Origin of the sequence: Elizabethkingia bruuniana, assembly GCF_002024805.1 — a bacterium.
In the GTDB taxonomy this organism is placed as follows: domain Bacteria; phylum Bacteroidota; class Bacteroidia; order Flavobacteriales; family Weeksellaceae; genus Elizabethkingia; species Elizabethkingia bruuniana.
In genome coordinates, this window is record NZ_CP014337.1 from 396,685 (window position 1) to 409,739 (window position 13,055).

General features: G+C 35.1%; 12 protein-coding genes. 4 read left to right on the plus strand and 8 right to left on the minus strand.

From position 1 onward, the window contains the following. Positions 1-72: 72 nt before the first annotated feature. Positions 73-2,433, plus strand: a complete 2,361-nt coding sequence (locus tag AYC65_RS01850) for a TonB-dependent receptor (RefSeq protein ID WP_034871494.1) — start codon at positions 73-75, stop codon at positions 2,431-2,433. Positions 2,434-2,439: 6 nt separating this feature from the next. Continuing rightward, positions 2,440-3,642 carry a YncE family protein gene (locus AYC65_RS01855; RefSeq protein ID WP_034871493.1) on the plus strand — a complete coding sequence of 401 codons (1,203 nt, stop codon included), beginning with the start codon at positions 2,440-2,442 and terminating at the stop codon, positions 3,640-3,642. 268 nt (positions 3,643-3,910) lie between these two features. Here the strand turns inward: AYC65_RS01855 and AYC65_RS01860 are convergent, their stop codons facing one another. From AYC65_RS01860 to AYC65_RS01885, 8 genes are all read right to left on the minus strand, one after another. Further along, on the minus strand, positions 3,911-6,037 hold the full coding sequence (locus tag AYC65_RS01860) for a TonB-dependent receptor domain-containing protein (RefSeq protein ID WP_034871492.1): 2,127 nt from the start codon (positions 6,035-6,037) through the stop codon (positions 3,911-3,913). 10 nt (positions 6,038-6,047) lie between these two features. Next, entirely contained in the window at positions 6,048-7,256 is a 1,209-nt protein-coding gene (locus AYC65_RS01865; protein WP_034871491.1) for a PepSY-associated TM helix domain-containing protein, read from the minus strand. A gap of 506 nt (positions 7,257-7,762) precedes the next feature. Next, positions 7,763-7,936: a bacteriocin-like protein gene (locus AYC65_RS20665; RefSeq protein WP_157877511.1), complete on the minus strand. Its 174-nt coding sequence runs from the start codon at positions 7,934-7,936 to the stop codon at positions 7,763-7,765. Between the two features lie 184 nt (positions 7,937-8,120). Then, positions 8,121-8,303, minus strand: coding sequence for a bacteriocin-like protein (locus AYC65_RS20670; protein ID WP_108721184.1), 183 nt, complete (start codon positions 8,301-8,303; stop codon positions 8,121-8,123). 95 nt (positions 8,304-8,398) lie between these two features. Further along, the gene (locus AYC65_RS01870; protein ID WP_034871490.1) at positions 8,399-8,581 is read right to left on the minus strand and encodes a bacteriocin-like protein; all 183 of its coding nucleotides are present in this window, start codon (positions 8,579-8,581) and stop codon (positions 8,399-8,401) included. A 289-nt stretch (positions 8,582-8,870) separates the two neighbouring features. Beyond that, positions 8,871-9,545, minus strand: coding sequence for an O-methyltransferase (locus AYC65_RS01875; protein WP_052114798.1), 675 nt, complete (start codon positions 9,543-9,545; stop codon positions 8,871-8,873). A 558-nt stretch (positions 9,546-10,103) separates the two neighbouring features. After that, positions 10,104-10,727, minus strand: a complete 624-nt coding sequence (locus AYC65_RS01880; RefSeq protein ID WP_034871488.1) for a DUF2306 domain-containing protein — start codon at positions 10,725-10,727, stop codon at positions 10,104-10,106. Positions 10,728-10,864: 137 nt separating this feature from the next. Beyond that, positions 10,865-12,013 carry a helix-turn-helix domain-containing protein gene (locus tag AYC65_RS01885; RefSeq protein ID WP_034871487.1) on the minus strand — a complete coding sequence of 383 codons (1,149 nt, stop codon included), beginning with the start codon at positions 12,011-12,013 and terminating at the stop codon, positions 10,865-10,867. A 119-nt stretch (positions 12,014-12,132) separates the two neighbouring features. On the opposite strand from AYC65_RS01885, the gene AYC65_RS01890 reads away from it, so the two are divergent. Both AYC65_RS01890 and AYC65_RS01895 read left to right on the plus strand, forming a co-directional pair. Then, positions 12,133-12,489 carry a DUF2200 domain-containing protein gene (locus AYC65_RS01890; protein WP_034871486.1) on the plus strand — a complete coding sequence of 119 codons (357 nt, stop codon included), beginning with the start codon at positions 12,133-12,135 and terminating at the stop codon, positions 12,487-12,489. A gap of 56 nt (positions 12,490-12,545) precedes the next feature. Then, a complete protein-coding gene (locus tag AYC65_RS01895) occupies positions 12,546-12,998 on the plus strand; it encodes a hypothetical protein (protein WP_034871485.1) in 453 nt (150 codons plus the stop codon). The last annotated feature ends 57 nt before the right edge of the window (positions 12,999-13,055 follow it).

Below are 13,055 nucleotides of genomic sequence, written 5' to 3' on the forward strand. Positions count from 1 at the left end.
AAATAAATAAGCGGTTTCCTTTACGGATAGAGGACTAAGGTTTAATTTTGTTATTTATAATAATTATAAATAATGAAGTCATATCAGCGTATTTTTATCTTTTTTATGATGGTAGTGTCGACTTCCCTTATCAGAGCACAAGATTCAGGTTTTTGGATTCAGGGAGTTGTACAGGATCATACAAAACGAGGATTAAACGGAGTAAACATTTTTGTTGAAAACACAAAGATTAAAACACAAACCGATCAAAATGGGAATTTCAGAATTAGTTATAAGAAAGGAGAAGCTACATTGGCCTTCAGTCTGGATGGTTACAAAAAATCCAGAAAGAAAGTTAATTTCAATAGTGAAGCTTCTGCTGTAACGATACAGCTGGCCGACGATCAATCGGTTGTAAAAGAAGTTACAGTACATGGTAAAGGAAAAGTAAAAGCACTGCAGGACGGTGCTTTCACTGTTAATGCTATAGACATTGCCAAGCTAGCTAATACTACGGCAGATCTTAATCAGGTACTGAACAGAACAACAGGAATTAAAGTTCGTCAGCAGGGTGGAGTAGGTTCCGATTACAATTTTTCTATTAACGGTATGTCCGGTAAAGCCGTAAAATTCTTTATAGACGGAGTTCCTTTGGAAATGTTGGGGAAAGGTGTAGATCTTAGTACGCTGCCTGTGAATATGGCAGATAGAGTAGAAATTTATAAAGGTGTGGTTCCCGTTCATCTTAGTACAGATGCTATGGGGGGAGCTGTAAATATTATAAGTCCTTCTGCCAGTAAAAACTATCTGGATGCCGGGATCAGTGTCGGATCTTTTAATACACAGCGTATTAATCTGAACGGACAGATCAAAGATGATAAAACCGGGATTATCCTGCGTATCAATAGTTTTTATAACCATTCCGATAACAACTATACCATGAAGGATATGAAGATATGGAATGCAGGAAGAAACGAATATGAATTGAGAAATGTAAAACGTTTTAACGACCGTTATCAGTCTGTTTTTGGGATGGCAGAAGCCGGAGTAGAAAATAAAAAATGGGCGGATTATTTTTTTGTAGGAATGTCACAGTCTGTTTTCGACAAACAGGTACAGACAGGATCCAATCAGGAAGTTGTTTATGGTGGTGTTAAGCAGAACGGGCAGGCTCACAATTATTTTATGAAATATAAAAAAGCCAATCTTTTTAACGACCGGTTAGATCTTAATGTTTATGCAGGTTTTTCCAAAAGTGTCCAGAAAGCTACTGATACTCTTATGCGTAAATACAGTTGGGATGGTACATTCGAACCTTCAGCTTCGAGTGAGAAAGGAGGCAAAAGTATCATGATGCAGTATGAAGACCGTGTTTACTCACAGTTGGGCACTACTTACAGGCTGGCAGATCATCATAAGCTTATTTTCAATTACGTTCTCGATTATATTAAGAATACTACATTTAATTCTCTCGACGAAAAGAAAGAGGATGTTCCTCCGGCTAAGATGACAAAGCAGATTTTCTCTATGGCCTATCAGCAGGATTTCTTCAACAAGCATTGGACCAATGTTTTCTTTGGTAAATATTACCGCGTGGGACTTCAGAAAATGGTTTTTGATCCGGCTACCAGAACCGATAATCCTGTGAAAGACAATTTCAGCAGCTGGGGTTATGGTTTTGCGACAACTGTAAAAATTGTAAAGGGATTGGGTGCAAAGGGATCTTTTGAACGTTCTTATCGTCTGGTAGAGCCGCAAGAGATTTTCGGAGACGGTGTTGCTGTAACCAGCAATATGAATCTGAAACCTGAGACCAGTAATAATGTAAATGTTGGTCTGTATTACAGCCATCAGTGGGGAGCACATGCTTTCAGAGTAGAAGGTGCCGGATATATACGCGATACAAAAGATTTTATCTATACCGTTCCAAACCTTTTTAACAGTACCTTCAAATACGAAAACCTTTCTAATATTTTTACTAAAGGACTGGAAGGTGAACTAAGCTACCAATACAAAAGGTTGCTGAATATATTGATGAATATTAGCTATAACAAAGCTTATGATAATACAAAGTTTGCCAATAACAATGAAGAGGTAATCTCTGCAACTTATAAAAAAGACGTGCCGAACCAGCCATGGTTATTTGGTAATGTAAATATAAGTTTGGGCAAAGACGACTGGTTACAGAAAGACAGCAGGGTAGAGCTTTATTATGGATTACAGATGACTGAATGGTTCTACAAGAACTGGCAGTCCTATGGTAATCCGCGCAATATTCCGGTTATTCCGCGCCAAACGCTTCATAATATAGGCATCAGCTATTCCATGAAAAACGGGAGATACAACCTGGCATTCGATGTTACCAACATTGGTGATGCAATGGCCTATGACAATTTTAAGCTCCAGAAACAGGGACGTGCTTTCTATGTAAAATTCAGATACCTTCTTAAGTAAATAAACATGATACAATATTTCAGAAACAGCATATTTTTAATACTTGCATCTTTAATCATTATCAGTTGTGAGCGCGAACCCGGTTCCGGAAGTACAGGAAGTGTTGAAAAAGACTATAAATATTTCCTGCTTTCAGCTTTGGGAAGCTGGCCAAATACCGTGCATTATATGACGGCTACCAATGATGTTACAAAAGGCGAAATGGATATTACCAAGGAGGGGGACGAAATCAATTCTAAAGGAACCTACTCTTATATTGTGAAGAATGGGTTTATATACAATTACAAAACAGATCAGGGAGTATTTAAAAAGTTTAAATTCACTCAGGACAGGCTTACCACTATAAAAGAAGTTCCATATACCTATATCAGTGATATTTCCGGTTATACCTGGATCGATGCAGATACTTTATTATTGACTGGTGAAACAGGCGATGGCAAGCATATACGTTACACTATTTTTAGAGCATCCGATCTTAGTATTATACGTCAGGGAGAAATTGAAGGATTTCAGCCATTCCCGAATGGATACAATTTCTTTACACTGGGTGCTGTTACCTATATAGATGGACAAATCTATTTGCAGTATAGCTTCCGTGATGGTAAATGGTTAACCCCACAATATTATAACCTTGCAGTAATAGACTACAAAACCTTTAAAGTAAAGAATTCTGTAAGTGATAACCGTAGTGTTGGGGTATCTAATGGATCTCCGTATTTCAAAACCTCATTTACAAAAGATAATGAAGCTTTTTATTATACCTGTTTTCCGCGTACGGGAGCCGGAACAGGCAAAATCTCTCTTCTAAGAGCACTTAAAGGCGCAACTGCACCAGATGCAGGCTATGAGATTAATCTTACGGAACTTGTTGGTGGGAAATCTTTGGAAACTGCAATAGATTATATTGGTAATAACAAAATAGTAATTCTTTACCGTGATCCGGCATTGGGTAATAGCTACAATGGCCGCTATGCTATTGTAGATATTGAGACCAGACAATTAATTCGTGTATTGGATGAATTACCGGGTGATGAACCTTATGAACAGGGATTTTTTGTTCAGGATAAAAAGTTGTATATCGCTGTAAATGCCAGCAAAGGTGGTAATTATGTATGGATTTATGATCCGCAGACAGACAAGATTACCAAAGGTATGAAGCTTCCGGATCGTATCTCCGGATTTGCCCGATTCGATAAGTTCTATGACTAATCGAATATAGAAGCTTATAAAAACGGATATAGAATATAATCTATATAATTAGAATTTTCTCTCATTTTTAAAAACTGTTCTCAATAATTTTGAGAGCAGTTTTTTATTTCTACGAGAACAGTAAACTCTTCGATAATTCGTTATCAGGCCCATTACTGGCTAAGCTCAGAGTGACAAGTATGGTTTGGTTAATCATTGAATTAAAAATGACCGAAAGAATTCTTCCGGTCATTTACAGCTGTCAGATAGCTTTTTATGATTTGGTATTTTAAAGCTTGTAATTGAAGGATAGCGTTATCACACGGCTGTCCAGATTATATTTCTGCCGGATAACAGAACTGAAATTATCTCCTGTTACACGGTAATTGTTGGTCTTTAGTAAATCCGTTACCGCCAGTTTTAGCGTTGCTTTATCCTTTAGAAGTGTCTTGGAGACACCCAGTGTCAGATCGAAATAAGCATCCCGGATATATAAGCCTATATTCGATTTCGAAAAATACTGAGCATTAGCTTCAGCCTTTAAGCCTTTAACAATTGTAAAGCTGTTTTGTGCATTCAATGTAAAAGCCAGCTGAGAACTATTGATCGTTGTGTTCTGATAATTGCCTTTATACTCATTGTTGAATACATTCAGCATGGAGGTAAGCGACCACCAGTTATAAAGCTTTGTTGTAGCTGTTATATTTGTGCCATATACATAAGATTTGTTGAGGTTTTCCTGGGTTTTTACCAGGATTCCTGTGTCTTGCTGGTAGTTATACACTTCCGTCATTACATCGTTTGTTACACTAAAGTAGGCCGATGCTATAATGTATTTACCCCAGGTATAACCTAGCTCTGTGGCATGTGTAAACTCCGGGTTCAGGTTTGGATTTCCCTGCCAGTAATTGAAAGGGTCATCGTAAAACCGGAATGGATTCAGATCAAAATGGCTAGGCCTGTTGATTCTTTTACTATAAGAAGCATAAAACTCGTGTTTATCACTAAGCTGATATCTTACCGATGCACTAGGGAAAAGATTGGTATAATCCCTCTTGCGGCGTTCCTGCGATGTCTTCTGGTTGATATCTGTATGGGTTGTTTCCATTCTTAGTCCTGCCTGAAATGTCCATTTCGTCAAACTTAATTTATAATCAGCATAAAGCGCATGGATTTGTTCCTTATAAGCATATTCATTGCTTGCTTTATCATCATTTATCCAGTCCTGTCCCTGTTGTATAAAATACTGAGACGGATTATTGTTAGATTTAATGGTAGATTTCAGCCCGGTTTCCAGATTGTGCATTTCGCTGAATGGAAGACTGAAGTCTGCTTTGGCATTAAAAACTTTTAGTCGTGAAGCGATATTCCCCATTCTATTGCTGAATGGCTCTGTTCCCTGGTTGACCAGTACATCCGAAATCTGATTTTGCCGGGAAGTAAAACGCGAGGTTTCGTATTCCAAATCTACATCTACTTTGTAATTTTTATCGTTAAAGATGTGTGTACCTTTTAGGTTGTATGTATAATCATACCAGTTTTCTTTGCTTTTATTATTAGAGAGTATGTGGGCAAACAGATTGTCCACAGGCTGAAATATTCTGTTTTCACCTCTGGAAAAGTCTTCATACCTTCCTATTTTAGCATCAAATAAGGCGCCGATAGTAGTCTTATCGCTAAAAGCATAATCCATACCGAACTTAAAGTTGTTAGAGGTTAAAGGTTCGTTGGTTACTGAACTTTGGTTCGTTTTTCTGGTAACTGTCTGTGGATTTTTTTCAACAAAAAAAACCTGATTAAAATTCTTCCGTTCTTCTTCCCCGCGGAAAGTATAGCTGTAATCCCCATGCAGGGATAGCTTTTTGTGAGTATAATTCAGACTTAGCCCTGTATTGATTCTGTTTTTACGGCCTCTGCCGCCGTTCAGATAATAGTTGCCACTAAGTCCCTCCAGCGAGCTTTTTTTCATGACGATGTTAATGATGCCTGCATTTCCGGCAGCATCATATTTGGACGATGGGTTGGCAATAATCTCTATATTCTTTACCAGTGTGGAGTTAGTGGAGCGCAGCAGATTGGCAAGTTCTTTTGTTGACAAAGAGCTGAGTTTACCATTTATCATTACGCTTACCCCTTTTTTGCCCCTTAAGGAGAGTTCACCTTCCTGCGAAACTACTACACCAGGTGTTTTTCCTAATAGTTCCAATACCGTAGTTCCGTCGGATAATACACTGTTTTCTACATTAAAAATCATTTTATCAGCTTTCTGCTGAAAAACTGCTTTGCTGCTACCTTTAACTACGACACCGCTAATTTCTGCTGTCTTCTCCGTTTGCAGCGAATCGTTTTGGCTTTCTGTCTGTCCATAGGCATTCAGGCTTGCCATTAAAGGTAACCATATATAGTGCTTCTTCATAATAGTGAATTTAGGTTGTTGGTTTCTTTTTATTTCTCCGGCCCCACCAGATTATAAATCCTGTTATTGGTAGTGAGGCGCAGAAAAGACTCATGATAAATGCCAGAATTTTTCCGGGAAAGCCGAAGAAAGCACCGACGTGCAGATCATAAGTAGCATCGGTAGCTCTCTGAGCCATTAACTTATCCTTGTGTGGACGGTTGAACAGAAGTTTTCCTGAATGTTCATCAAAAATCATCAAAGAGGATTCTCCGTAAGTGAATTCTTTTTCCTTGATGCGGACACTCAGATTATCGTGTTTGTGATCTGCTTCCGCGTGATCTTCCAGGTCGAGCCCAAACGAGTAGGCTTTTGGATAATGAGTTTTGACCTGCTCTATAATACGGTCTATAGTCGTTATTGTCTCTACAGATTCCGGTGCAGTTGTTTTGTACTGACTGTAATCGGGTGTAGCCGAGGAAAAACCATTCAGTAAGACATATAACCACATCTGGGTAACCCTGAAGGAATACATAATACCGGTAATAGCTACAATAACAGCGAGAAAAGACGCATAGAAACCAAGAATGTTGTGTACGTCGTAGTTCTTGCGTCGCCAGCCTTTTACTTTCTCCCAGCGGAACCAAAGGCGTTGTTTGCGCATTTTTTTATTCTTCGGCCACCACAAGATAATCCCTGTAATCAGCATTATCACAAATATAATTGTAGAAGTACCTACAATAGTACCACCGATTTTATTGCTCAACAGCAAGGAACGATGTAATTCCATGCAAAAATAGAAAGGATTCTTCTTTATATCATATACCGCCAGTACCTTGCCGGTATATTGGTTTACATAAACGTTTTTATAAATAAGAATGTTGTTGAAGTAGTTCCAGCCATCGGGGTTCCCTTTAATCAAACCAAATTCGTAGGAACGGGCAGGATCTATAGGAATGGTAACCTCTTCTGCTTTTACGATTTCGTTTTTCAGTTGAGAGTTAACGATATCCTTTAAATCGTGTATTGGGATTGGTTTCTTGTGCTGAATATCTTTCTCTCCATGAAAGATGTGTTGCTTTCGCATTACAGCAGTAATGTCTTCATTAAAAACGAAAAATGCTCCGGAAAGAGAAACTACGAGTACTATAATGCCTGTAATGAGACCGAGCCACAAATGGACTTTCAGAACATATTTCTTAAATGTACCTTTAGACTTCTTTTTATCTGTCTGTTGCATTCTTTATTACTATTTAGTCTTATTAAAAATAAATAAATTACAAATATAGCTTTATTTGTAATAATTCTAAACAGTGTGAGAACTTTATTTCACCTTAAAAACCTGATTTTTATTAGGGTTTTAGAGAAATACTAGAGTGTGGAATTATATAAGTAATAAAAAAGGACGCTATTGCATCCTTTTCTAAAACTCAGTACATTCAGGTAAATATTCCATTTCTGTAGTTTTTTGGCAAACCCCAAAGCAACATGCATAGTTCCCACCAGGTCTACAGTCATTGGATGTGTTGCATTGTCCCCTTTCACCACTTCCCTTGATAACTTTTAAATCTTTTTTGGATAACTTTTTCATAATAAATTATTTATTTGGTTAAAGTGTAAATATAATATTTATTCACTTAAAAGTGACTTAGTTGTTAAAATATTTATGTTTTTAAAAAACAGAGAAGTTTGATGTAGAAGGTAAACATAAAAACAGCTGATAAAAATACCAGCTGCTTGTTTTAATTACTTCATTCTGCAACCTGCTGCATAACATGGTTCGGTATCCAAAGGACTGCATTGCATTTCCCAAAGCTCTATTTGTCTTGGCTTTGTACAAAATGGAAGAGCTTCATTAGGACCGACACCACCTACAACAGATTTAAGTTCGTTTCTGGAAATCTTCTTTAAATTTTTCATAATACTATATTTATTTGGTGTAGGGCAAATATAATGTATTTTATTCACTTAAAAGTGATTTATATTGAATGTATTCTTAATCTATGCTTTAGCAACAATCAATAGAGCAGATTTGAATACTATAATTTTAAAAGGATTTTGTGCTTATAACATAAATAAAAACCCTCAATAATGAGGGCTAATGTTATGGTCTTGTTACAGGAATACAGTGACAAATGCAGTCATATTGTTCATATTCTTCAGCACAGACACCTATAGATTCACAAACCATGAGGTAGCCAGGTTTACAATACGGAGGTTTATAACCACCGACTCCGCCTAATACAGACTTTAATTCGTCTCTGGAAATTTTCTTTAAATTTTTCATAAGATTAATATTTATTTGGTTGGTCTGTAAATATAAAAAACAATTCTATATATAGTGACTTAACATAATAAAATAACTGAAAAAAATAAAAATTTTTAGCATTTAATTTTATCCAGATCATCGACAGCCTTTTGCATATCGTCTATGCTTGTATAGTTATCAAAGCACAAACCATAACTAACCCCGCAAGAAGCTGTATGATTATACCACATACTGCACGCTGCACTCCCTTTTACATTTTTAAGATCATTTCTTGAAAGTTGTTGTAATTTTTTCATAATAAAATTCTTTTTGATTTAACTTTCAAATTATAGATATATTTATCAACCTGCAAATAAATAAGCTAAGATTCTTTGATAAATGAAAAAGCTATCTCTTCATATCGGGTCTGTGGATATGGAGCTAGAGGAATTGAAAAAATGAAAAATAGATTTACATTTTAAAATTTCGTACATAGTACACAAACATTATAAGTTGTACTTGTAACACATAAAGCGCTCCAAATTAATTGAAGAGCTTTATTTTGTTTTTGAAAAAATTAAAATGATTCTTTATCTATTAAATTTATTAAGATTTATTATTAACAACAGCGATAGCTATCCCGTCATGTTCTTTAGAACCAATAGTCTGTAGTATGGTAGCAGTAACATCTTTATTATTGCTTAATAGTTTATTCAATCTCTGTACACCTTGCACTTTTTCATCTTTGCTCTCATTGTCAAGAACCTGTCCCTCTCTGATTACATTATCAAGAATAATAATGGTGCCAGGTCTCGATAATTGTAATGCATAGTTAAAGTATTCTGTATAAGGAGGTTTATCAGCATCAATAAAAATCATATCGAATTTTTCATCCTCTTCTTTTATTATTTGAGGTAAGATATCTAATGCTCTACCAACCCTTAGATCTACTTTATCTGAAAGATTTGCATTATCTATATTTTGTTGAGCTACTTTTCCGTGAGATGGATCAACTTCTATTGTAATAACTTTACCATCTACAGGTAAAGCACGTGCAATCCAGATCGTACTATAACCGCCCAAAGTCCCTAATTCCAGAACTTTTTTTGCATTGCAGGCCATCATCATTACCTGCAAAAATTTTCCCTGATTGGCAGAAACACTATGCTGAGGAAGTCCTGCTGCATCCAGAGATTTAATTGTGTCCTTTAATGGTTGGTCTTCAGGTGCAAGTAAACCACTAATGTAATTGTCGATTTCTAAGAAAAGATCTGTTTTCATTTTTATAAAATTTAGAGTAAATACTGAAATATATTTTATTTGAGAGTTTAAGAGAATAGCTAAATTTTAAATGGCCCAATGCAAAAAACTCTTACGTGTAACTCTGTTTTAATTGAAATATTATTTGTAAACAAAATACTTAATATTTCTAGAAGATTGATGATTACTATAATATTTAAGCCATATACAAAAGTATAACTATTAAACTTAGAATAAAATGCATTTTATTAGCATTAATGTTAAATTTGTAATGTTTTTTACATTTCTAAGGATTCAAATTCTTTACAGGTGTACAATTTTTAATTAAAGTAGTTTGTTCCGGTTCTTAACTTTAGATAATGCTTACAATTTATACCAAATAGATCCTGTATCTAAATCCAAAGGTCTATTCATTATTGATAATACAGATGAATCCAAAAAAGATCTTACAATTATAAACACCAGTTTGACGGAATATTGCTGGGCTAAATGTTAAATGGCTCTATGAAAGTGCGCATTCATTTTTAATGATACAAGTTTATTTTGCAGATACTTTGGAACTCATTCCAATACAGCTAATTAGATGGTTTTTGCCCTGTTGATGATAAATGTTTTTCTGTTAATAAAATACGCAGCTATAAGATTTGGAACCCAGCTTAACCATGCTACTACCAGATAGGAGAGTGCTGAATCTTTTGTTATAATGGTTAATAGTGGAAGCCATAATCTGAGTGTAACGGCAGCAAAAGTACAGGCATAGCTATAGGTCATCAGTTGCTGGTGTTGTATAATATTTCCTTTTCTGATCTGTGATAAAGCCATAACTGTTGTACTAAACCAGATGAGTCCCAGTAAGATAAATCCGGTTCCGGATATAATACCGCCATTGGCATAAAATCCCATATAAATTCCGGCAACAGAGCTTATAATAACCGATATTACATATAGTTTTCCGATATTCCTGTGTAGTTTTATATGTTTGTCCCTGAACTTTTTACCAAACTGCCGCCATCCGATAAAAAGCGATAATCCCCCAAAGATAATGTGGCTGTAGAATGACAGCTGCCAGATAATATTGTGAAGAACTTCCGGAGTTTTAGACCCCAGAAAAGTATGTTTGTGATCTACAAAAGCATACATAAACGGATAGATTCCGATAAGAAGAGCAAAAATACTGACGATAACAAATAAGAATTTCCTCATAGCAGGCTATTTAATTTTTTTGTAAAAATGAGGATTATAAAGGTTCCAAGTGTTCCGAAATGAAAGGTGGAACGTATTTTATGAATATTGGTTCTCTGGTACTTATCACATATTTGTGTCTTTTGGTACCCTTATAATTATTCTCTATTCATATTCTGATTTTTTATAAACTCTCTTGGTGAGCAATCCATATATTTCTTAAAATTCCGATTAAAAGAAGTTTTGGAATTGAACCCGCTCTCAAAAGCTAAAGAAAGAATCGTGAACTTTTGATTTTCTGGTAATACCACAATTCTTTTAAATTCTTCAATCCGATGTTGGTTTATATAGTCGTAGAAATTTTTGTTTTCAACAGAATTGATTGTTTGTGAGAGTATGTTCGGATGAACATCCAATAAAACTGCCACTTGATTCAAATTGAGTTCCGGATCTTTATACAACTTTTCATACTCCATCTGATATGTTAACTTTTTATAGGTGTCCTGTATTGCATTTTCTCCCACAAAGTTTTTCTGATATTTTACAGCAATAATGTCATCGTTCTGTTCGGTTTGTTTTTCTTCAGGGGCATCAGATTGTTTGGGCGTAAATTCTAAAATACCAACACGACTGATTCCAAAGTAGGCAGCTACAAGGATAAATAAACTAACCAATGTAAAGATTAGAGTTTCATTCTTTATAATTACTGCGATCCAAATTAGCGCAATACCTGTGATAAGGTAATAAGACCAGTTCAGATTAATTTTTTCAGTATTGGAATACAGGTCGGAGATTTGACTTTTATATTGACGGACTGCCTTAATACTGAGTATAACATACAAAATACCGGATAGAATAATGATTACCATGATGATTTTTCGGAAGAATCTGTAGGCGGTACTACCATATTCATATACATGGATCTTCTCCTGAGGGGGCAACATGAAAAAATTTATAAGGTAAATATAGGTTAGAATGGTAGGTGCAAAATGCAACAGCCATTTGTATTTATTAGGTTGCCGGCCTGTAAGGCATAAAATATATAAATACAACATTGGACCATGTATTAGTGGTATAGGAATATCTATTCCAAGAAGATGTGGGAAATTGGAAAATTGATCGGAATAGAATAAGATAAAAAAAACAAGATGTATTGCTATAATAAAGAACCATACTGCCAACAAGTAATCCGCAGTCTGTTTTTTAGCTTTTCCAAGAATAAGAAAAGCAGAAAAACAAGTAATGAAAACACTTGAGAGATAAAATATTACAGGAATTGACAAAAAACGAATATCGAGATCCGGCATAGAAATATTAAACTTAAAATCAGAGCTTTAATTTATTCATTTTTTCCGGTTATGAGTTGAAAAGTTTTGTATTTTTAGTCCTTCTCTGTAATTGTATAAATATAATTATAACCCATAAAATGAATAGTAATAACGAAAGAGTATACAAAATGTCCTTTGCCGGTGTATATCCGCATTACATTCAGAAAGCTGAAAAGAAAGGGAGAACAAAAGCTGAGGTAGATGAGATTATATTCTGGCTTACAGGTTATGATGCAAAAAGCTTACAGCAGCATATAGATCAGAAAACCAACTTCGAAGATTTTTTCGGCCATGCACCACAGATTAATCCGGATGTATCAAAAATTACGGGGGTTATTTGCGGGTACAGGGTAGAGGAAATTGAAGATCCATTGATGCAGAAAGTACGCTATCTGGATAAATTGATAGATGAACTGGCGAAAGGAAAGAGTATGGAGAAGATTCTGAGAAAATAGCTATGGCCACAAATTGCATGAAACAAAGAATTATGAAAATAGCTGTCTAATAAGAAATGAAAAAAATTATATTGAAATTCTGGCTGATTAATCTTCTGATCAGTATTCTGTTATTTATTCTTTACAGAATTACTGTAATGGAAACCAAACAAGCAGGTGAAACCTGGTTAGATACAATCTTATACATGATGGATATATTGCTAAGCCTTGGTTTCTCAATGATCTATCTGGTGGTAATGGTTTTCAGTTCTTTGACTTTTTTCCTAAATCTGGTAGAGAAAATCAGGAATAATTATTTTTTGTCTTTTTTGACATTTTCAGGAATACCAATCTTTTGCGTTATCTATTTAATGGTTAGCATTCCGATAGATCTTTATCAATACAAAGAGAGCTTTCTAATACGCTTATTGGGTTTTTCAATAATTTATCTGTTATGCACAATCGTAGAATTTTTAATATTCAGAAAAAAAATAAAAAGCCTAGAATCCTCACTATCAATAAAAATTTAAGATATTTGGAAGTAAAGTAAAAACAATCAGCGAATAATACCTAAACAGATATAACAA